21 protein-coding genes are annotated in these 20,852 nt (G+C 27.4%); 7 read left to right on the forward strand and 14 right to left on the reverse strand.

Annotated elements, in window-relative coordinates:
• Window positions 1-944 precede the first annotated feature (944 nt).
• Entirely contained in the window at window positions 945-1,160 is a 216-nt protein-coding gene (locus ABHC41_RS10045) for a hypothetical protein (RefSeq protein ID WP_195581688.1), read from the forward strand.
• 158 nt (window positions 1,161-1,318) lie between these two features.
• Here the strand turns inward: ABHC41_RS10045 and ABHC41_RS10050 are convergent, their stop codons facing one another.
• From ABHC41_RS10050 to ABHC41_RS10075, 6 genes are all read right to left on the reverse strand, one after another.
• Window positions 1,319-1,936, reverse strand: coding sequence for a DUF488 domain-containing protein (locus ABHC41_RS10050; RefSeq protein WP_195238378.1), 618 nt, complete (start codon window positions 1,934-1,936; stop codon window positions 1,319-1,321).
• A gap of 207 nt (window positions 1,937-2,143) precedes the next feature.
• A complete protein-coding gene (gene mprF, locus ABHC41_RS10055; protein ID WP_330678046.1) occupies window positions 2,144-4,684 on the reverse strand; it encodes a bifunctional lysylphosphatidylglycerol flippase/synthetase MprF in 2,541 nt (846 codons plus the stop codon).
• 294 nt (window positions 4,685-4,978) lie between these two features.
• A complete protein-coding gene (locus ABHC41_RS10060; protein ID WP_195238379.1) occupies window positions 4,979-5,416 on the reverse strand; it encodes a YaiI/YqxD family protein in 438 nt (145 codons plus the stop codon).
• 154 nt (window positions 5,417-5,570) lie between these two features.
• A complete protein-coding gene (locus ABHC41_RS10065) occupies window positions 5,571-6,239 on the reverse strand; it encodes an ATP-binding cassette domain-containing protein (protein WP_166506144.1) in 669 nt (222 codons plus the stop codon).
• Between the two features lies 1 nt (window position 6,240).
• Window positions 6,241-6,996: an ABC transporter permease subunit gene (locus ABHC41_RS10070; RefSeq protein WP_195238380.1), complete on the reverse strand. Its 756-nt coding sequence runs from the start codon at window positions 6,994-6,996 to the stop codon at window positions 6,241-6,243.
• Window positions 6,971-7,972, reverse strand: coding sequence for an ABC transporter substrate-binding protein (locus ABHC41_RS10075; protein WP_271893735.1), 1,002 nt, complete (start codon window positions 7,970-7,972; stop codon window positions 6,971-6,973). Before ABHC41_RS10075 ends, ABHC41_RS10070 begins: the two co-directional genes overlap by 26 nt.
• A gap of 307 nt (window positions 7,973-8,279) precedes the next feature.
• Between ABHC41_RS10075 and rbr the strand changes: the two genes are divergently transcribed.
• The gene (gene rbr, locus ABHC41_RS10080; protein WP_195928805.1) at window positions 8,280-8,861 is read left to right on the forward strand and encodes a rubrerythrin; all 582 of its coding nucleotides are present in this window, start codon (window positions 8,280-8,282) and stop codon (window positions 8,859-8,861) included.
• 167 nt (window positions 8,862-9,028) lie between these two features.
• On the opposite strand, the gene ABHC41_RS10085 is transcribed toward rbr, so the two are convergent.
• Window positions 9,029-9,370, reverse strand: a complete 342-nt coding sequence (locus tag ABHC41_RS10085) for a zinc ribbon domain-containing protein YjdM (RefSeq protein ID WP_092921613.1) — start codon at window positions 9,368-9,370, stop codon at window positions 9,029-9,031.
• Window positions 9,371-9,739: 369 nt separating this feature from the next.
• Here ABHC41_RS10085 and ABHC41_RS10090 point away from each other — a divergent pair, with 369 nt between their 5' ends.
• On the forward strand, window positions 9,740-10,840 hold the full coding sequence (locus ABHC41_RS10090) for a PQQ-dependent sugar dehydrogenase (protein ID WP_271893733.1): 1,101 nt from the start codon (window positions 9,740-9,742) through the stop codon (window positions 10,838-10,840).
• A 220-nt stretch (window positions 10,841-11,060) separates the two neighbouring features.
• Here ABHC41_RS10090 and ABHC41_RS10095 read toward each other — a convergent pair whose 3' ends face one another.
• Window positions 11,061-11,579 (reverse strand): YmaF family protein, encoded by a 519-nt coding sequence (locus ABHC41_RS10095; protein WP_195581691.1) that lies wholly within the window; start codon window positions 11,577-11,579, stop codon window positions 11,061-11,063.
• Window positions 11,580-12,006: 427 nt separating this feature from the next.
• Between ABHC41_RS10095 and ABHC41_RS10100 the strand changes: the two genes are divergently transcribed.
• Window positions 12,007-12,711: a DUF421 domain-containing protein gene (locus ABHC41_RS10100; RefSeq protein ID WP_166506151.1), complete on the forward strand. Its 705-nt coding sequence runs from the start codon at window positions 12,007-12,009 to the stop codon at window positions 12,709-12,711.
• A 491-nt stretch (window positions 12,712-13,202) separates the two neighbouring features.
• Here ABHC41_RS10100 and ABHC41_RS10105 read toward each other — a convergent pair whose 3' ends face one another.
• Window positions 13,203-13,571 (reverse strand): phage holin family protein, encoded by a 369-nt coding sequence (locus tag ABHC41_RS10105; RefSeq protein ID WP_166506152.1) that lies wholly within the window; start codon window positions 13,569-13,571, stop codon window positions 13,203-13,205.
• A 684-nt stretch (window positions 13,572-14,255) separates the two neighbouring features.
• On the opposite strand from ABHC41_RS10105, the gene ABHC41_RS10110 reads away from it, so the two are divergent.
• Window positions 14,256-14,861: a cupin domain-containing protein gene (locus ABHC41_RS10110; protein ID WP_271893731.1), complete on the forward strand. Its 606-nt coding sequence runs from the start codon at window positions 14,256-14,258 to the stop codon at window positions 14,859-14,861.
• Window positions 14,862-15,135: 274 nt separating this feature from the next.
• Here ABHC41_RS10110 and ABHC41_RS10115 read toward each other — a convergent pair whose 3' ends face one another.
• Window positions 15,136-15,771, reverse strand: coding sequence for a flavodoxin family protein (locus ABHC41_RS10115; protein WP_092921625.1), 636 nt, complete (start codon window positions 15,769-15,771; stop codon window positions 15,136-15,138).
• 232 nt (window positions 15,772-16,003) lie between these two features.
• Here ABHC41_RS10115 and ABHC41_RS10120 point away from each other — a divergent pair, with 232 nt between their 5' ends.
• Complete coding sequence (locus ABHC41_RS10120) at window positions 16,004-16,345, forward strand: helix-turn-helix domain-containing protein (RefSeq protein WP_195928811.1); 342 nt, start codon at window positions 16,004-16,006, stop codon at window positions 16,343-16,345.
• Between the two features lie 617 nt (window positions 16,346-16,962).
• The gene (locus ABHC41_RS10125) at window positions 16,963-18,093 is read left to right on the forward strand and encodes a zinc-dependent alcohol dehydrogenase (RefSeq protein ID WP_166506155.1); all 1,131 of its coding nucleotides are present in this window, start codon (window positions 16,963-16,965) and stop codon (window positions 18,091-18,093) included.
• Window positions 18,094-18,251: 158 nt separating this feature from the next.
• Here the strand turns inward: ABHC41_RS10125 and ABHC41_RS10130 are convergent, their stop codons facing one another.
• From ABHC41_RS10130 to ABHC41_RS10145, 4 genes are all read right to left on the reverse strand, one after another.
• Window positions 18,252-18,617 (reverse strand): metalloregulator ArsR/SmtB family transcription factor, encoded by a 366-nt coding sequence (locus ABHC41_RS10130; protein ID WP_092921631.1) that lies wholly within the window; start codon window positions 18,615-18,617, stop codon window positions 18,252-18,254.
• Window positions 18,618-18,633: 16 nt separating this feature from the next.
• Window positions 18,634-19,410, reverse strand: a complete 777-nt coding sequence (locus ABHC41_RS10135) for a nitroreductase family protein (RefSeq protein WP_271893727.1) — start codon at window positions 19,408-19,410, stop codon at window positions 18,634-18,636.
• 461 nt (window positions 19,411-19,871) lie between these two features.
• Window positions 19,872-20,252 (reverse strand): hypothetical protein, encoded by a 381-nt coding sequence (locus ABHC41_RS10140; protein WP_271893726.1) that lies wholly within the window; start codon window positions 20,250-20,252, stop codon window positions 19,872-19,874.
• Window positions 20,253-20,264: 12 nt separating this feature from the next.
• The gene (locus ABHC41_RS10145; RefSeq protein WP_271893724.1) at window positions 20,265-20,627 is read right to left on the reverse strand and encodes a class I SAM-dependent methyltransferase; all 363 of its coding nucleotides are present in this window, start codon (window positions 20,625-20,627) and stop codon (window positions 20,265-20,267) included.
• Window positions 20,628-20,852 lie beyond the last annotated feature (225 nt).

Below are 20,852 nucleotides of genomic sequence, written 5' to 3' on the forward strand. Positions count from 1 at the left end.
TCTTTAATTGAGCTTTATCAATTAATTCTGTAGTAATTTTAGATATTAAGTTTACAGTAGATTATATAAACTAATATCCTTTAGCTTAAGGTTCATCTCTTATTCTATATAACTAAATTCCAATATATATTATAATCTATATTTTATAAAAATTTTATTAAGTAATTATCTGCATTATCATATTCCACAATGCTTATAAAGTAGTTTATTATTCAAAGTTACAACACCATCATTTTTGATATATCCATTAACGAAATTATATGTTAATATAATACCTTAATACAATTCTATAACATATTAATAATCAAAAAAGACGCTTATGATAAGCTTAGTTAATCAATTAAAATCAACAAAAGGAATATCAAAAATGCATTTTAACCATACTAACATAAACTAGCTAGCAAATCTAGAGGCAAGTTATTACTTAGGTGCAAAAGAGAGAGGCTTACTTCCAGTTACTTAGTGAACCATAGGTAATTTTCCTTATGTAAATTAACAATTTAGGATATAAAAATCTCTTTATCAATTAAACTTATATCTTAAGAAAATATAATTTTTATAACAAAAAAAGACTGTTTCCGTTACAGTCTTTTTAAAGGGCTATTAAAATTTTTATCAAATACTATTTAAGGGGGGTTAGTATTTTTATAGTTATAATTCTATATTTAGAAGGAGCATTAAGTATAGCTCCTCCTTTTATGTCAAATTCTTAAATGTCAATTTTTTATGTCCGTTCCTAATGCATATATCATCTTATGTCATTTCTTGTTGCCTATGTATACAATGTACTATATTTTTGTATAGCTGTCCATAATACAAAATATTTTTTATAAAAAATTTACCTTTTATAACAAATTTAGTTTTTCTATAAATATTTTATAAATTTATATTTTAAAAATCCTTATAATGAATAAGTTCATAGAAATGCATTTAATATAACCGCTATGAACTTTGCTCCTGAAGAAGTCGGATCTGAAATTCAGAAACATATACCAGAATTTGAGCTTAGCTATAATGTAGACCCTATACGTCAATCTATTGCAGAATCTTGGCCTAATTCTATAGATTCATCTTGTGCAGTAGCAGAATGGGGATTTAAGTTCGAACATAATTTAAGTAAGATGACATCAGATATGCTTAGTAAATTATCATCAAAATAATATATAATACGTTTATATAAAATATATGTAATTATTTACATTCCATAGATTCTATCAATAGGAATTTAAGGTGTTTAAAGATTATTCCTATTGATAAAATCTATTTTTTTACTTTTTTAAAAAAAATAATTCTATATACATTATTATGGTTTTATTGTTTATTTAGATATACCTTCCGTTCTATATCCAATTTCTTTATTTGCTAGCCTATATGCTTCATTTATCATGTCCTCTTTAGACATGCTATTACCAATTAAACTATCTATGGTTATTTGATTTCTTTCACTAAAATATTTATCTAAAAGTTGATTTTCTATATCCTCTTGTTCGGCCACATCTCCTTCGTGTAGTATATACTTCACATTTATTCCATTTTCATTTAATCTTCTTCCAACTAATATACTCCTATGACATCTGATTGGATCTTGCATTGCCCCTAAAAGAGCAATTTTATATCCTTTTTTACACCCATCTTTTATTCTCTCTATCCCCTTTTTAAATATATCTTCTTTGCTTACTTTCTCAAAATCAGCAAATCCTTCTCTATTATAAGATTCTTTTGATCCTCTCCTAGCTCCAAATTCTTTTCCCATGTATATATATATAAATCCTTCTTTTCTTAAAGTTTTACAAAAATCTTCTCTATTGTATTGAATATTATACCTAGAATATGGAGTTTCTCTAATATCTACAACACAATTTATATTGTATTGATTTAACATATCTATAAGCTTTTCAATTGGATAATTAGAGTGACCTATCGCAAATACTTGCATAACTTCACCACCTTTTTTAATGCACTTTTACTTATATTTATATCCAAAATGAATTTATATAAATTCTATTATTTTAAATTAACTATTTAAATAATTAGTGTTTTTTATTATTATATCTCATAAACAAAAAATGATAGTCTATTGATGATTGATTTAATCTCATAGACTATCATTTTATTATTATATTTACTTTATATATTTATAAGTTTAATCTACCTTCTCTATAGGTTTCGAAACTAACAAAATAACTTGAATCATTGTAGTTATTAATGATGTTTTTCTTTTATAAGCCATATATCTTCCATCCCAAGAATCACAGTATTTTTCTTTGAACTTCTTTAGACCTTGGAATGAATAGAATTTATGTCCATGTGAATATACCTTGGCAGCTATCTTCTCACCTAGAAATGCATACTTTGATATACCTACATTTGATAATGGAGCCATACCCATATTAAATCTTGAGTATCCATTTTCTTTTCCCCACTCAAATAGATTAACGAACATGAAGTCCATTATTCCATTACAAGTTTCATGTGAAAAACGCATTAAGTCTATCGATAAAGTTTTATGACCATCATACATCGGCATAAAGTTAGCAAATCCCTTTATTTCACCATCTTTATTTTTAACTATAGATATTGGATTTCTACTTAAATACTCTACATCGAAAAATCCTATTGAGAATCCTTTTTCTTGTCTTCCACATAGCCATTCATCAGATACAGCTTTTATACTATCCATAAATTCATCACTGAAAGGAGGCTTTACAACTTCAAATGTATATTCTTCTTTGCTAACTCTTGATATAGCATTTCTTACACTCTTCATTTTTCTTCCTTCTAATGTAAATTTATTTAAATCTACAGCTGCCTCTTCTCCTAATTTAAAGAACTCATATCCTGTTTCATGAAGGTATGGAATTAATTTATCATCTATAGCACAGAATGTTGGTATATATCCATATTTATCAGCTAACTCATAGAATTCCTGAATAGTATTAAATATATTTTCATCATTCCCTACTGGATTTCCTAATATAAATATCTTATTAGCATAAGTTTGATATTGTATTAAAACATCCTTATCTTTATTTATATAAACATACTTATCATTTAAATATATAAAGTGTATTATAGATGTCCCGCCAAATTTATTTAGTATATTTTCTACATCATCTTTACATTCTTCTAATTTCATCTTAGGGAATTCATTTTTACCATTCTTATAATATATAATACATAAGAATAATATGGCTATTATAAATCCAGCTATACTTAAAAACATTACATTTGATGATGCATTTGAAAATTGTATTTGATATTGAGTAAAAGGTATCTTTCCTACTTTTCCATGAACGCTTGCGTAGAAAGTATATAGATATAGTATTAAGAAAGATAGCAATATTATTACATCTTGTATAAATATTCCCCAACGCATTACAAAACTTTCTCTATAAAATTGTTTTTTACCAAGCCAAATTATAAGACCTACTATTACTAAATACAATGCTCTACCATAGTCCGTTCCTTGTGCGAAAGTCACCCCAATACATAAGGCAACTATTATTAAAGTTAATTTATAAATATTTTTTGATTTATAAATTAATAATCTAGACATAGCTATAAGTAAAAATCCTAATACTATGGCAAATTTATCTGGTATATATATTATTGATAGATGTGAGACTCTACTTATTATATTTATTTTATTTATAACTTCAGGAATAGCTTCTGATATTAACAGAATACTTCCTGTTAATAGTACAATAAGTACTATACCTATATGAGCCATTTTTGATAGTATAGTCATTACTATATCTCTTATATCATCATCTACAGTCTTCCACATTACATTTCCATATAAAATTAATCCTATAATTAATGGAACTATATAATAAGAAATTCTATATAGGAATATAGCTAATAAAACTTTCTCTGATGGAACATTTAAAGCTTGTAATCCTAGTATCATTGTCAAATCAAAAGAACCAAGTCCTCCTGGTGATAAACTTACAATAGCCACTATAATTGCTAGTACAAATACCGGGAATAATTTCATAAATGATATATTTGCATCTAGTACTAACATGATAGAGTATATTAAAACTATAGTTGTTAACCATTCTAATGCTGATATTCCCATTATAGTTACCGCATCTTTAATATCTTTTCTATCTTCATCATTTCCCTTAATAAACTTATATATGAAGTATATTGATATTGCCGGGAAATATATACTTATTATTAAAGTTAATATGCTTGTCCAATCATTTAACTTTAATGACTCAAAATTAGTGATGGCATATATGAAACTTACCATCGAAAAACCAGTTAAATTTAAAGCTACTATTTTTGATATCTCTTTTACAAGTAACTTTTTGTCCTTCACATAATTACCATAAAAATTACTCTTTAATGCTATGGCTGTACTTCCTCCAAATCCAGCTATACTAGCAATTGAACTAGCTATCCATGAGAATTTATATAACTCCCTGTTATCTAAGTTGATATTCACTCTTCTTTTTAGTACAAAATCGTAAAGACTTAAAGGAAGATATGAAATAATTCCTAAAAGTATTATTGTTATTGAGTTTATAAGCGTTAACTTATCTGCATATAGTTTAAATGTATTCATATTAAATGAAGAAACTACACTGATAAACTCTTTCATAACTATAACAAATATTACTAATGCTATTAAATACTTTAATATATTTTTTAATTTTACTTTATTTATAATTATAATCTCCTCCTTTTATATTTCTGATAATAAGGCTATTTTACCATACTTTGACACAATATATCCTTACATTCTTCTTTATCTTATATAACAGATTTGTAAGAATTTAAATTTATTGTAAAAGTTTTGCCTGACAATATATATTATTCTACAAAAAAAAATAGATATTTAAAATCTATCCCTTTTTATTTTTAATAAACTTCTTAATACTATTGCTTTATATTACTAATAATATTAAATATTCATACTATTTGTTAATAATATAAATTTTAAAGATAACGGATTTATAGTTAACAATCTTTATAATAATTCCTTACATAATTCTTGTAAATACTTTTCAAATCTTATATTATCTTCTTTCTTCCTTTTTGATGGACCCTTTACTCGAGCACCTGAGCTTCTTAGTTTTTTTGATATATGTCTTGTAAATAGTAATTGGTCTATATTTTCATTTGTATATACTCTTCCATTTTGATTTATTGGGTATCCTCCCTTTGAAAGTGCCATTGCAGCTAAACCGTAATCTTGAGTTACTATTATATCACCCTTATTTACTTTATTAACCAAAGAAAAATCTACGGAATCCCTTCCTTTTGATAAGACTATAGTTTCTACATTATACTTATCAAAGTTATGTGATGTATCACACATTATTAATACTTCTATATTAAATTTTTTAGCTACTTTTATTGTTATATCTACAACTGGGCATCCATCACCATCTATTAATATTTTCATAATTTCCCTCTTCTCTTTTATATGTAATACTACTCTATAGTATTTTACTTTATAATGTTTATTAATTACAAAAAAAGATGAACTAATTTTTAAATTAGTTCATCTTTAAATTAAATTATTTTTATATACCTCGTAAATACTAAAAAATTATTAATTATATTAAATTTATTATCTGTTTTTTATCTTCTATCTGATTTGAGTTAAATGTTGCTTTTATAATTAATGGATCCCCTCCTAGTATATATATTTTCCCCGTAAAATATAAGGCTTCATCTATATCATGTGTTACAAATAAAACTGTTCTAGTTTCTTCTCTCAAAACATTTTTGAAAGCCTTCATAATGTCATTTTTATTTTTTATATCTATCGATTTAAAAGGTTCATCCATTATTATAAGTTTTGATGGTTTAGCAAATGCTCTAGCGATATTTACCCTTTGTCTGATTCCACCGCTTAAACTTTGAGGATAATAGTTTTCAAAATCCTGTACTCCCACCAAGTTTAAGTATTTTTTGCAAATTTTGTCTAACTCACCTTTTTTATAGTCATTTTTTAATATTAACTTCAGATTTTCCTTTACTGTTAACCATTCTACAAGCCTATCCTCTTGAAATATGTAACTTATACTATTTGTATTTATACCTTCTATTTTTCCGCTATCTTTTTCTACTATATTGCTAATTATTTTTAGTAATGTAGTTTTTCCGCATCCTGATTTCCCTAATATAGTATTTACTCTATTTTCCTTAAATATAATATTAAAGTCTTTAAATATAACCTTATCATCATATTTCTTATATAAATTTTTTATCTTTATATCCATACTACACTCTCCATTTAAAGGACTTTTTAGTTATAAACTTATTAAGTATATCTAAAGCAAATGAAATCATTGCTATGATTATTATCCATGCAAATATAGCTTCTGTATTAAAATTCATTTTTTCATATTGAATTACTGTTCCTATTCCATACTTTGGTTGCCCGTGAACCTCTCCTGCTATAACCACTTTAAAAGCCAATGAAAATGTAGACACTAATAAATTAGTAACTTGAAACTTTATTAATGGAAAGTAGATATATTTAAGTTTGTCTATTTTTTTTACCTTATAGATATTTGTCATCTCTATTATGTTTTTATCAACTCCTAAAATAGAACTTAATACACCTTCATATAATATGGGGAAAACTATAAATATCCCAACTATAAAAGGTGCGTTGTCCTTATCAAACCATATAAGAGCCAATACTACTAAAACCATAGTTGGGATAGATGTTGATAAAGCATTTACGGGTTTTAGTATGTTTCTAAATAAACTACTTCCTGAAGAAACTATACCTAAAAATATTGAACTTATTAAAGCTAATAAAAAACTTACTATTGTCCTGTAAGCAGAGCTAAGCACATTTATAAAAAAATCTTCACTTTTAAATATAATTAGAATATTAGCTAGAACCACTTCTACTGTAGGTAAATATATCGGATTATCTATAAGTGTCGCTAATATTTCCCAAATTATAATTAATAATATACAAGATGCAAGTATCTGTAATCTATCTTTCCATAAAAATTCCTTCATCTGGTATATTTCCTCCTAGTGACTTTGGATTTGAGTCGAATAGCTTTTTATAATAGTTTTTGTATATATCCTTGCTATCTTCTATAGGTACGAATTTAAGATTTGCTCTTTCAATAGATTTTACAATTATAGGTTTCTCTGTTGAAACTTCTATTTCTTTACAGTATGTAGCAAGTTCTGATGGGTTTTCATTTGCCCATTCTATCCCTTCTTTAACATTATCTAAAAATTTATTAGTAAAATCTTTATTTTCTTCTAAAAAACTATTCTTAACTATAATAGTTGCTTGAGGATATCCATATTCTGAATCTGCTATTTCTTTATATTCATCATTTAAGCCTTTAAATATTTTCACATTTTCTTTTTTAGTCATGAGGGCACTAAGAGCTGGTTCTGGTACTATTGCTGTATTTTCTTTACCAGACACTATCATTGGTACTAATTCACTTGGTGAATTTACATAGCTAAAATTAACATCACTTTCAGTATTTAATCCCTTTTCAGATATTATATATTGTGCTGTTATGTCTGGTGTTAAACCCTTACCTATGTTCATAATATTTTTTCCTTTTAAGTCTTCATAATTATTTATATCTTCTGTTGAAACTATGTAAGATGAACCAAACCCTGTTGTTCCTGCTATTTGGTAATTCTTTGTTTTGTTATAAACTATAGATGCCATATTAGATGGTACTATAGCTATATCTGGTTCTTCTTTCATAACTGTTGTTGAAAGGGTTTCTGATGTCTTTTCTATCGTATATTCAATTTCATAATTTGACTTTATTTCTGATTTCTCTTTTATTAATTTAGCTATTGCTATTGTTGGTAATCCATCTGGAGATACCACTTTTACAACCTTCTTAAATGTTTCGTCTTTAATACTTTCTGATTTTTCTTTATCAATAGATGAACAACCTGACAATACCCCCATTGCAATTATTCCTGTTGATAAAATACTTATAAACTTTCTCATATCTAATCCCCCTTTTTTATAAATTCCCTATAACACTTATTTGTTCAAATAAATTCTGTCAACTTTATCAAATATTTAATTTTTCTATCCTTTATATTTTCTATATTTATAATTAATTTACCTTTTATCATATTCTTTAGCTTATTAATTATTCATCAAGTAATATAGCAACTATTCATTTTTATTCTATTATTCTTAAAATTACGAAAATATAAGATTTCTAATTATTTTGTTTAGATTAATTTTAAGTTGGTATTTATATTAAAGTATTTAAAATATAATTTATACTTAGGGAGATGAATTAAAGATGAAATCTTTAAAAGGAACTAAAACAGCACAAAATTTAATGAATGCATTTGCAGGAGAATCAATGGCTAAGAACAAATACCAATTCTATGCTAAAATAGCTAGAAAAGAAGGATTTGCTCAAATTGGAGATATATTTGATGAAACTGCTCAAAACGAAGAAATGCATGGAAAAATATTCTTTAGATACTTATTAAATGATTTCACTAAAGAGGATGTTCAAGTAACAGGTTCTTATGGGGTAGGTATGTCTAGTACTTTAGAAAACTTAAAAACAGCAGCAGCTGGTGAAAATGAAGAAGATACTCTTTACCTAAAATTCGCTGCAGATGCTAGAGAAGAAGGATTTGAAGAAATAGCTGCTTCTTTCACTCATATTCACACAATAGAAGCTCATCATAGAGATAGATTCTTAAGATTAGCTAAAAACATAGAAGAAAACAAAGTTTTCGAAAAACCTGAAGTTAAAGAATGGATATGTACAGTATGTGGATATGTTCATTCAGGAACAGAAGCTCCACAAGTTTGTCCAGCTTGCAAGCATCCACAAGGATATTATGAAATAAAAGCTGAGAACTTCTAAGGCTAAGTATATGAAGAGGGTTAAACACATATCATTTATCAATAATGTGTATTTAACCTTTTTTATATCTCATAAATGTTTACTTTTATACTACTTTATATCATTTATTCTAACGCAAAAAAAGACTAGGTATTTTACCTAGCTTTTTTGTGTTTAGAACCTATATACTATGCTTTTTTAACAACACTAGACTTTAATTTCATAGCTCCAAAACCATCTATTTTACACTCTATATCGTGTCCATCAGCTGCATCTGGAACTAAACGTATACTCTTTACCTTTGTTCCTATTTTTATAGAAGATGAACTTCCCTTAACTTTAAGGTCTTTAACTACTGTTACAGCATCTCCATCTTTTAATACGTTTCCATTTACGTCTTTTATTACAACTTCTTCTTCAACTGACTCAGTTGGATTCCATTCATATGCACACTCTGGGCAAACTAAAAGATTTCCATCTTCATATACATATTCTGAATTACATTTTGGGCAATTTGGTAAAGTTTCCATAATACTATTTCCTCCGTTCAATATAGTTAATATTTTTACTCATAGGCTATATAATATCATAGTCTTCTCATATTGACAAATCTTCATACCGACTAGGCTCAAAGTTAGTATTTATCCTTGCTAATATAATTATGTTTTTATCACTTAATACTGTCTATTTTAATATTTTCTGATAAGTATCAAATGATTAATACTTTAAATCTCAAATTAATATAATTAAACATAGAATTACTTAACTAATAGAAATAATTTTACTAGTACAACTTAGATTCACTAAGTATTCTATTATAATTTCTATTTATTAGGATTGTAATTTTCACCTTAAAATAACAATGTGATTTTTAGATAAATAATTTGGAGGATATCAATATGAAAAATAAGATTTTTAGTGTTTTATATAATACAATATTTCGTAATCATAATAAAAACAATATAAAAATAAAGTCAATAGCATCAAGACAAATTCCTTATGAAATTGAAGTTATCGCTGAAAATTTATATGTACCTTGGGCTATAGATATAAGCAATGAAGGTAACATATATTTTACAGAAAGATCTGGTGCTATTAGAATTATTGAAAATGGGAAACTTAATCCACAGCCACTCATCACATTTAGTTCTCCCTTTGTAAGTCAAGGAGAAGGAGGATTAATGGGTATTGCCCTAGATCCAAACTTTTCAAATAACCATTATATTTATGTTATGCATTCATATCTAGAAGCTAATCAAATCTATAATCGTATAGTTAGGTTAGTTGAAAACAATAATATAGCATCCATTGACCAGATTATACTGGATAAAATCCCTGGAGGAAGTATCCATAATGGAGGAAGAATAAAGATAGGACCAGACCAAAAATTATATATAACAACAGGAGATGCCGGAAATCCTGCATTAGCACAAGACCCTACAAGCACCGCTGGAAAGATACTTCGAGTAGAATTAGACGGAAGTATTCCTAAAGGTAATCCAATTATTAACTCTCCTATTTATAGCTTAGGTCATAGAAACCCTCAAGGCTTAGCATGGAATTCAAAAAATGTATTGTATGCATCAGAGCATGGGCAATCAGCGCACGACGAAATAAACATAATACAACCAGGAACCAATTATGGGTGGCCTATCGTTCAAGGAGATGAAGAATCTACAGAAGTTATAACACAAAAACCTTTGATACATAGCGGTGAAGTTACATGGGCTCCATCTGGTATCACCTTCGTAAATCAAGGACCATGGGAAGGAGAATTACTCGTTGCTACTTTACGTGGACAACAGTTGCTTGGTATTTCGCTAAATGGAAAGGGAACAGTAGTTAAGAATGTAGAATCATGGCTAAAAAATGAATATGGACGTTTGCGTGAAGTTGTCCAAGGAAAAGATGGTTCAATTTACCTTGCAACAAGTAATAAAGACGGTAGAGGGAATCCTGATATAAATGATGATAGAATTTTCCGCCTCACTCCAAAATAAAAACACAATTTCTAAATATACTTTCTTATGGCATAATCAAATTATTTTCTAAATAATTAAAGTAATTAAAATATAGGAGCTTACCTTTGATTTATGAAAAATATAGAATATATGTAAAGAGGTCTATAAAATATATTTTATAGACCCTATTAAACTTAATTCTCTTTTTTATGCAATTATATTTTTAATCACAGTAAATTTTTATCTATTTTTATAGAATTTATACTAAAGGTGCTTGAATTTGGGTAGTGAAAAGGAACATATGAAAATGGCCATCAACAACAGTAGTTTGTCCAGATACTAAATGAACATGTTTATTAGTTCCTGGTATTGGAATTGCTGGACCAGTTGTAACGCGTATTTGATGGAAATGATCTAAAAAGTCTGTATTGTCATTTCTGATTCTATGAACATGGTTTGTCCCACCATTTATTGGAATAGCTTCTCCTGTAACACCAGCAACTCTATGATTATGTCTGTCATCGCCTTCTTCAGCTAATTTAACACTTTCTGAGTATTCATGAACATGCGTCTGCATTTCGTCTTCTTCATGACAATTACAGCAATTACATTTATGCCAATTCATATGTTTACATTCATCTTCATTATGACATTTACAGCAATTATCTCTATGACAATTCATATGTCTACATTCATCTTCATTATGATATCTCATACATTTAAAGCTGTTACCTCTATTATCATTATCTCTTCTGCATCTATTATTTTGAAAACTCATTCTTTCTCTCTCCTATTATATTATATTATATTAAAAGACTCTTATAAGAAATCTCTTGATATAATATATATGAGCATTTGTCAATTTCGTTCCTATTTCTCGTTAATTTTACATAATTCCCTCCTTTACACACCACTATAATTTTTCGTTTTTTAGTAAACAATTTTCCCTTCACTCTTGATACTTCTTACTTTTTTAGATTCCATTAATATGTATTAATAGTTAGATTATTATTAATCATAATACTCAAGTTAAAATAAAAGATTCTATTCAAAAAATATTATCCTCTTATATATTGAAACATCATCATTCCACTTTATTTCGTCAGAAAGGTGCTTTGGAATTAGTCTATATATTCTAATTTTTTATAAGTTATTGGTTAAAATAACATAAGTATTAAATATTTTAGGCAAAGGAGATATTTTATATGAACTTTTTAAATGGTCAAGAAACACTTAGCACCATTGACTGGATACTTCGTGCTATTATTGCTTTTTTCTTTTTGCTAGCAATTGCAAAGTTATTAGGGCATCGTTCCATTTCTCAATTAAGACTAATTGATTTTGCTATTACTTTAGTAATCGGTAATATTATTGCTCATCCATTGTCTGATGAAAAGCTTGGACTAGAAGGCTCCATCATTACAACACTTGTATTAGTTGTTCTATATATTTTGGGAGTATTCATAGTTCTTAAATTTCCGTACCTTGGAAAAATTATTAATAATCCACCAATCACGCTTATTCAAAATGGTGAAATCCTTTATAACGGGCTAAAAAAAGCACGAATATCAATCGATATATTATTAGAAGAATTACGTGAAAAAAAGGTAGAAGATCTGAAGAAAGTAGCATTAGCAACATTAGAGCCTAATGGTAAAATTTCTATTTTTTTACATCCAGAATATGAGCCCATTACACCTTCACATTTGTCTATTAAAGTGGAACCTTTTGGTTTTCCAAGAACAATTATTAAAGATGGTAAAATTAACTTTGAACAGCTAAAAATGCTTAATAAAGATGAGAACTGGGTCGTTTCCAAATTAGAAAGTTTATATCAAGTCGATGTAAAAAATGTTTTACTTGCCACACTTGATAATAAAGATAATTTAAATGTTTTTTTATATAAATAATCCATTGAGGCATAAACATATCCATATACACAGATTAGTTTAAGCCTCTTTTATTCTAAGAATATCATTTATCTATAATGCTGTTATCAGAAACTTACTCTACGGATCTTATTTTTATTTAGTTTGTTATTTATCTCACTTACATACCTTTTTAAACCAATGAAAAATATCACCTTCTATATTTACATTTATCTGTCTCTTAGCAACATAACTACGTATTAAATGCCTTATCTAACTACTTCAAAATATCTATAATTGCTCTTTCATCCAATTGAACTAAATTCAAAATTAATATATTAATTTTGAATTTTATCCTTAAAAATCTAATAGAATTTTTTTATTTACTAAGTTGACAAAATCCTATATTTTTTAATATTTATTATATATAAAAAACCGTATCACTTCGTTGTGATACGGGTTTTTGTAATAACCTTAAATAAAACTATTGGTTAAATTACTACTTTAGTATAATTTTTTAAATGTATTTTAAATTACATAGCTCTAGCAGGGAATATTGCATCTAAAACTCCAATAACTATAGCTGCAAGTATTGCGCCTATAATAGTTACACCCATATCAGGTACTAAAAATTGTGCTAAATATATTATTATAGCTGCAATTATAAACCCTTTTATTCCTTTTCCAAAAGGAGATGCGTCAACTCCCATAAGTAATTCTGCTAAATAATCTAATCCAGATATAACAACTGCAGCTATTAAAAATGACCATATTCCATTGATTGAAAATCCTGGAGTTACAAATGATGTTATCATTAGAATAACTGCGACTAATATAAATCTTCCTATCCATCTTAATAAACTATTATTATTTCCTTTTTTTTCATTATTATCATGTGCCATATAAGCCACTCCTTTAATAAAATTTTATAATTACTTTTTGTTATTAAATCTCTACAAATAAATCTTCAGTATTTATTAAATAGTTCATTTTTAATAATAAATATTTATTATTTTTACATTATAGTTATATATTTACCATTGTGTTAAATATTATTCCTTATAATATTGAAAAACCTTACAATTATAATTTTATTATTATCTAAAATCCTAATAATCCCTATTTTTAATTTTTGTAAGCTAGGTTCGAGTTTAATAGTTAAAGGAGTATATAACAATGAAAAAATTTAAAAAAATTCATTTTTATCATTATTTGTATTAATGCTTATTTTAATTAATTTGATTATCATAAAAACTTTTTATTAATACTCTAATATCTAATAAAATATTACAATACTAAAAAGCCTTCTACTATCAACTATTTTGCTATATAGAAGTATAACTTACCATATATAAATAACACTACCCTATGAATTAATAATATAATTATTATTATACTAAATTCCACTATATCTTACTTCTAATGCACTTCTCTGTACTTTACTCTACGAAACAAATTTTTCTTTATTTTCTCATTTATATTGTCACCTTTAAATTCATTAACTTCAATACAACTAAATGAAAATACAACTTTCTTGTGGGATAAGCACCTTCTCTAAACATATATCATAAAATATTATAAAGTCTATGAAAGGAATGAGAAATATGTTTAATGTTTGTGAACCATATACCTATTCTTACTGGATTAATACACCAATGTATAATATTTATAGAGGATATACATACCATTACTGGGTTAATGCTCCAATGTATCCATACCCCTTCTGGACTAACACACCAATATATAACTCATACTTTAAGAGACAAACTACTAAATTGAAGGATTATGGAGCAGAGCCATTTACAGTTAATATTGATGAAGCTACTAAGCAAAACAATACTTTTCGTACCGCTTTATGGACAGGAAACAATCTGCAAGTTACCTTAATGAGCATCGATGTTGGGGATGACATAGGTTTGGAAGTCCACCCAACAGGTGACCAATTCATACGTATTGAAGAAGGTCAAGGTCTTGTTAAAATGGGTGAGAATAAAGATAAATTGGACTTTGAAAGAGAAGTTCATGATGATTATGCCATCATGATACCTGCTGGTAAATGGCACAATGTAATCAATACGGGTGATAAACCACTTAAATTGTATGCTATCTATGCCCCACCTGAGCATCCACATGGTACTGTTCATAAAACTAAAGCAGATGCAGAAGCTGCTGAGCATAACTCCGAGCATTAATCAAAAGATACTGTAAAAATGGCTTTCTATGTTAAGATTAAATTCTCGTAGGAAGCTGTATTTTACAGCAAAACAAATTCTTCTATTTATACAATATAAGTATAAACTTTAATATAATTGTTTATAAAATCTAAATTCTATATTTCATTCAGAATATAAAGCATAACTATTCACTATAATTTATATACTTTTATTTAAGTAATCTAATGACTTTCCGTTTTTCATTAATAAATACCAAAAGACCGTATCAATTATTTGATACGATCTTTTTTATCTATCTTATAAAGTTTGTAAATATCTTATCTTCTTTTTCATTTTCTTTAACTTGAGATTTTCCAGCTTCAAGTACTTTCATCATCCAAGCCATATTTTTCCCAAGTACTCTCATTATTTGCATACCTTCTTCATCTTGAGTCACTTCTCCAGGAGTAGTTCCATAAGCTACATTCCAATAATTAGATGTAGGCATTATCATTTCTGAATAATTAATATAGTTATTTAATTGGTCAAATACAGGTATTCCTCCTGATCTTCTTACTGCTACTACACTTGCTCCTATTTTATGTCTAAACATTCCTCCATTTGAAGAAGCTACATAAAAAGCACGATCTAAGAATGATTTCATAGTTCCTGCTATTGCTGAATAATGAACTGGAGATCCTAAAATTATTCCATCAGCTTCTTTCATTTTTTGAACCCATTCATTTACTCCATCAGTTTCTATGACACATCTTTCATTCTGATTTCTTGAACATCCCCCACAAGCTAGACATCCACGTACTAATTTATTTCCTACATGAACAATTTCTACTTCTATACCTTCTTTTTCTAATTCCGCTGCTACAGTTTTTATAGCATTATAAGTATTTCCGTTCTTATTAGGACTTCCATTGAAAGCAACTACTTTCATAACTTTACCTCCAAACATTGATTTTGCCTATGTGATTATTATATTTGTCATCTAGAAGCCTTACAAGTACGCACTTTTTAGTAAGATTACTTACCTATAGGTAAGATTTTTGAAATAAATATATTTTGAAATAAATAAATTTTTATAAAACTAAAAATAATATATAATATATTCATAAGTAATTTATTATAGTATTACTTTATTAAGAATAATTAGCAGGTAGGTAAAATTAATGGTTTATTATAATGGCAAAGAATTTGTATGTTTATTAGACTTCGCAATGGAATTTATTAAAGGTAAATGGAAATCTATTTTATTATGTAATTTATATAGAGGACCTAAAAGATTTTTAGAACTTCAAAAATCCATTGGAAGTTTAAGTCAAAAAGTTTTAAACGAAAAACTTAAAGAGCTTGAGAATGATGGTTTAATAGAAAAAATAGTATATGCTGAAGTGCCACCTAAGGTAGAATATTTCTTAACTGATAAAGGAAAAGAGCTTTATGAAATTATATCCCCTCTTGAAAATTGGTCTAATAAATACTACCCTAACTTAGATAAGATTCATAAATAAATATTATATAAAAGCAACTATATATTACTTTTATATAATATTTATTTTTTGTTTTATAAGATACAATATCTAATATATATCTAGAAAATAATATACAAATAAAAACCGTATCACTTACTTGGGATACGGTTCTCCGTTACACTTCTAAAAGAGATAATTTTTAGGTTAAATATTTTCAAATCAAGTATTTTCTACAATTATCTTCTCTACTAATTTTACCTCTGATCTAAAACCCAACTTTTTAAGATGTATTACTAGTTCATTCCCATCTATTACCCTATAATGAGACTTTCTAGTAACTTCTACATTGCCAATTATTTTTGCAATTTGTAACGTCTTATATTTATTTTACATAATATTTTCACCTCAATCCAACTATATCTTAACCTATATAATAAGTATGGTGTTGTAATGGATAGTTAGACTTAACATCACTTATGATACTGTTATTTTTACATTATAGTTATATATTTATTAATATATTAAGTATTATATTTTATTCTTAGTATATCTCAAGCAAAATACAATATTTCAGTATCAACCTAAAGAATATTTTGCCTTAATATAGCTAAAACTACATTATACGTAAATTTTGCTATATCAAGGAGGGCATATTATTGAAAGCTATTGTATATGAAGGAATTAAAAATGTAAATGTACGTGATGTAGCCGATCCCAAACTAGAAAAAAGTGATGATATTATTATTAAAGTTACATCTACTGCTATATGCGGTTCAGATCTTCATTTAATTCATGGAATGATTCCAAATCTTAAAAAAAATTCAATCTTAGGTCACGAAACAATGGGAATAGTTGAAGAAGTAGGTAAAGATGTTACTAAATTAAAAAAAGGTGATAGAGTTGTTGTTCCTTTTCCTATATCTTGTGGACATTGTTTCTATTGTGAACATGAGTTATATAGTCAATGTGATAACTCTAATGAATATGGCTCATGTGGTGGTATATTTGGTTATAGTGATACTTTTGGTGGATATGATGGAGGGCAAGCAGAATATTTAAGGGTTCCATATGCTAATGTAGGTCCTATAAAAATTCCTGAAGAATTATCAGATGATCAGGTACTTTTCCTTACGGATGTTTTGCCAACTTCTTACTGGGGTGTTGATAATGCAGGTGTTAAAAAAGGTGATACAGTTGTTGTACTTGGTTGTGGACCTATAGGTCTTTCTGTTATCAAATGGCTTATATTAAAAAATGTAGGAAGAATTATTGCAGTGGATAGAGTTTCATACAGACTTAAGCATGCCGCCTCCTACAAAGGTATTGAGACAGTTAACTTTGAAGATCATGATGATACAGGTGAGTACATAAAAGAAATTACTCATGGTGGTGCGGATGTTATTATAGACTGTGTAGGAATGGATGGTGTAATGTCAAACTTTGAAAAAATTGAAACTCTCCTAAAACTTCAAGGAGGTTCAAAGTCAGCAATTGAAGTTTCATCTAGAGCTGTTAGAAAAGGGGGAACTGTTATGATGGTTGGTGTTTATGGTGCAAGATATAATCTGTTCCCATTAGGTGATTTCTTTTCTAGAAATATCACATTAAAGATGGGTCAATGCCCTGCTCAAGCTTATATGCCTAAAATTTTAGATATAATCAAAAAAGGTGAATATAATCCTACTGATATTATTACTCATAAGTTGTCATTATCTGAAGGTAAACATGCCTATGATATATTTGATAGTAAATTAGATAACTGTATAAAGGTAGTCTTAAAACCATAATTATAAAAACCGTATCACTTACTTGTGATACGGTTCTCTGTACCTTACTCTACAGATCATATCTTTAAGGTGACAATAGTGCCTCTGTTTTTAAATTCTTTATTTTATAATACCAACCAGAAGTTAATGATGCTATTTATATCTACAATAACTTTGATTTACTCCCCTTTTCTAGTGTCATCTTTACTAATGTGTTGTACCCCCATAAATATAAGATTCATTAGTTCTGTTAGGTTTTTCCATTGTGATTCCTTTGAATCGAGGTAATAAAAGTTTTTTGTTCCTTCTCGACGTACATTCACAATCTCTGCTTCTTTGAGTATTTTAAGATGATGAGATACAGCAGGACGTGAGAGATGAGTTTTTTCTGTAATTTCTCCCACTCGAATTCCATTAAAATCACTCTCTAATAGAGTAAGTAAGATCAATTGCCTTGTTTCGTCACCGATAGCAGAAATTGCCTTACGACATATTTTAAATTTTGATGTTATTTCTTTTAATCTTTCTTCACATTCTTTTTCCATAAACTTCTCCTCACACTTATAAGTATCTTACATTAGCTGTTTCTTTTTGTGCAGTACGTCTGTATTTCATATCTGGATATCCAAGAACTAGCGTTGTAACCACATAATCATTGCGTTTTAGATTTAAATGTCTTCGTAATTTTGGTGAATGGTTTACTACACTTGTAAAAAATCCACTATATAGTACACCCAATCCACAAGACTCTGCCATTAGTGCCATATTTGATGCTGCAAGCGATCCACTAACCTTATCTTTAGTTACTACCATTATTGCAATAGGTGCCTGTTTAAAAAAGAAGTTATCATCAATCGTAACTTCTTTTGCACTTTTCATAAAAAGGCTTACAATTGATTTTATTCTTCTAAAAAATTTCACTGCTATTTTCTCATACTTACTTTTGTCCTCACCCAAAACAATGTATGATACATTTTGTGCATTTTTAGCACTAGGTGTAAATCTACCTGCCTCAATAATTTTTTGAATAATTTCTGAAGGTAATTTTTTATTTTTAAACTTACGGATAGTTCTTCTTGATTTAATTGCCATTAATAATTCATCTGAATCTAAAACAGGTTGTTTTGAAAGTTCTATTGGTGGTTCATCAAATCCTGTCAGTGTAATAGCTTCTTTTGGACATATTGCTGCACAGTGACCGCACTTTATACAATCTTGATTTTTTATTACTGATTTTTTATCTTTAATAATTATATTATTTACCGGACAATCATTTTTACAAAGGCCACACCCAATGCAAAGATCTTTGTTAACTTCAATTATGTGTTGCTCTTTCATAATATATTCATCTGCCTTTCGTTTATTTGTTTAAACCATTATAACATTTAAATATTTTAAAATTTCATTGGTAAAGAATTTGATTACCATTAAATTTTATTAATAACACTACTTTTAGTTATTATTGTTAGTTTAACTAGCAAGAGTAATATATTTTTAATTACGTACAAATTGAAATTAAAGTAATCGAACTTGATATAGAAATTAATTGCAAAGAAAAAAAGCACTCCATCTCGCAAGATTAGTGCTAATTTTTATTAACTTATTCTTATATTAGATTTCAGTTAAGCTATTATCCCTTACTTATGGTGCGGTGCTCCGTTACAGCTTTAAATGAGCACGATTTTATTTCCCTTTTATATCCTATATTCCTCTTATATTTACATCCCTTATTTATTCTTATTTTAAGTATTAACTATTTAAACCGCCAAATTTATTAAACTTAATATGGTGCTTATTTTCTATACATCTCCAACATAGCTACGTGTTAAATTCGGCATTATAAGTTGTCCGTTATTGCTATATTTTTTATAAATTTTTTTTAATTCATTAACGTAGTTATTATACTGTGAATCATTACTTTTTAGGGCATATGAGGATGATAGATTTCGTCCAATAAATTCATCCATATCAAAAATTAAATTGTTAGGAAAAACTTTTGTTTCATATTTACCGTTAAAAAAATCTGAAAAATCGTCCTTATTAGTTTTACCATACATTCCATCAGAAAAACCTTTGAAATTTGGGCAATATTTGCGATTAACTTCATAGTTTTCTATAACTAATTCATTGTTATTATCTCTAATATTCCAAACCAAAATCACTTTTTCTTCAGGTTTCAAAATACGCTGGCACTATTTTTTAAATCTTTCCCTATCAAACCAATGGAAAGCCTGTGCAACAGTGATATAATCAACGCTATTGTCGTCAATAGTAGTATTCTCAGCATTTCCATTAACAGATGTAAATCCAAGAAAATTATTTAAATTAGTTTCAGCAATATCACGCATATCAGCATTAGGTTCAATACCATATACCTTACTACCTTTTTCAAGTAGTTGCCGAGTTAAAATACCAGTACCAGAGCCTATATCAGCAATAATACTCCTTTGAGATATTCCTACATCTGTAAAAAGATAATCAATAAAGTCGAAAGGATATGATGGACGATATTTAGAGTATATTTTTCCCATACCATTAAATTTATTTTCATTCATATCTCTAACCTTCTAAGCTAATACAAATAATATTGCATATAATTTATGATTTATTCACATTCAGTATATAAGACCATAAAATTCTATCTATATAGAAATATTTTTTATAGATAGATTTCTATAGCTAGGTCTTGTATTCTTCTTTACTAATTATTTCAAAACTATGATTTTTTCCTTTTCATATTGTTTGATAGGATATTTGATAAACTATTTTGCCTACATTCT

This window comes from Romboutsia sp. 1001216sp1 (genome assembly GCF_039841805.1).
Taxonomy (GTDB): Bacteria; Bacillota; Clostridia; order Peptostreptococcales; family Peptostreptococcaceae; genus Romboutsia_C; species Romboutsia_C hominis.

Excerpts from the sequence above, each read along its gene's own strand:
- ABHC41_RS10045 (WP_195581688.1), top strand. The coding sequence starts at position 945 with ATGAACTTTGCTCCTGAAGAAGTCGGATCTGAAATTCAGAAACATATA.
- ABHC41_RS10050 (WP_195238378.1), bottom strand. The coding sequence starts at position 1,936 with ATGCAAGTATTTGCGATAGGTCACTCTAATTATCCAATTGAAAAGCTT.
- ABHC41_RS10060 (WP_195238379.1), bottom strand. The coding sequence starts at position 5,416 with ATGAAAATATTAATAGATGGTGATGGATGCCCAGTTGTAGATATAACA.
- ABHC41_RS10065 (WP_166506144.1), bottom strand. The coding sequence starts at position 6,239 with ATGGATATAAAGATAAAAAATTTATATAAGAAATATGATGATAAGGTT.
- ABHC41_RS10070 (WP_195238380.1), bottom strand. The coding sequence starts at position 6,996 with ATGAAGGAATTTTTATGGAAAGATAGATTACAGATACTTGCATCTTGT.
- ABHC41_RS10075 (WP_271893735.1), bottom strand. The coding sequence starts at position 7,972 with ATGAGAAAGTTTATAAGTATTTTATCAACAGGAATAATTGCAATGGGG.
- rbr (WP_195928805.1), top strand. The coding sequence starts at position 8,280 with ATGAAATCTTTAAAAGGAACTAAAACAGCACAAAATTTAATGAATGCA.
- ABHC41_RS10085 (WP_092921613.1), bottom strand. The coding sequence starts at position 9,370 with ATGGAAACTTTACCAAATTGCCCAAAATGTAATTCAGAATATGTATAT.
- ABHC41_RS10090 (WP_271893733.1), top strand. The coding sequence starts at position 9,740 with ATGAAAAATAAGATTTTTAGTGTTTTATATAATACAATATTTCGTAAT.
- ABHC41_RS10095 (WP_195581691.1), bottom strand. The coding sequence starts at position 11,579 with ATGAGTTTTCAAAATAATAGATGCAGAAGAGATAATGATAATAGAGGT.
- ABHC41_RS10100 (WP_166506151.1), top strand. The coding sequence starts at position 12,007 with ATGAACTTTTTAAATGGTCAAGAAACACTTAGCACCATTGACTGGATA.
- ABHC41_RS10105 (WP_166506152.1), bottom strand. The coding sequence starts at position 13,571 with ATGGCACATGATAATAATGAAAAAAAAGGAAATAATAATAGTTTATTA.
- ABHC41_RS10110 (WP_271893731.1), top strand. The coding sequence starts at position 14,256 with ATGAAAGGAATGAGAAATATGTTTAATGTTTGTGAACCATATACCTAT.
- ABHC41_RS10115 (WP_092921625.1), bottom strand. The coding sequence starts at position 15,771 with ATGAAAGTAGTTGCTTTCAATGGAAGTCCTAATAAGAACGGAAATACT.
- ABHC41_RS10120 (WP_195928811.1), top strand. The coding sequence starts at position 16,004 with ATGGTTTATTATAATGGCAAAGAATTTGTATGTTTATTAGACTTCGCA.
- ABHC41_RS10130 (WP_092921631.1), bottom strand. The coding sequence starts at position 18,617 with ATGGAAAAAGAATGTGAAGAAAGATTAAAAGAAATAACATCAAAATTT.
- ABHC41_RS10135 (WP_271893727.1), bottom strand. The coding sequence starts at position 19,410 with ATGAAAGAGCAACACATAATTGAAGTTAACAAAGATCTTTGCATTGGG.
- ABHC41_RS10145 (WP_271893724.1), bottom strand. The coding sequence starts at position 20,627 with ATGAATGAAAATAAATTTAATGGTATGGGAAAAATATACTCTAAATAT.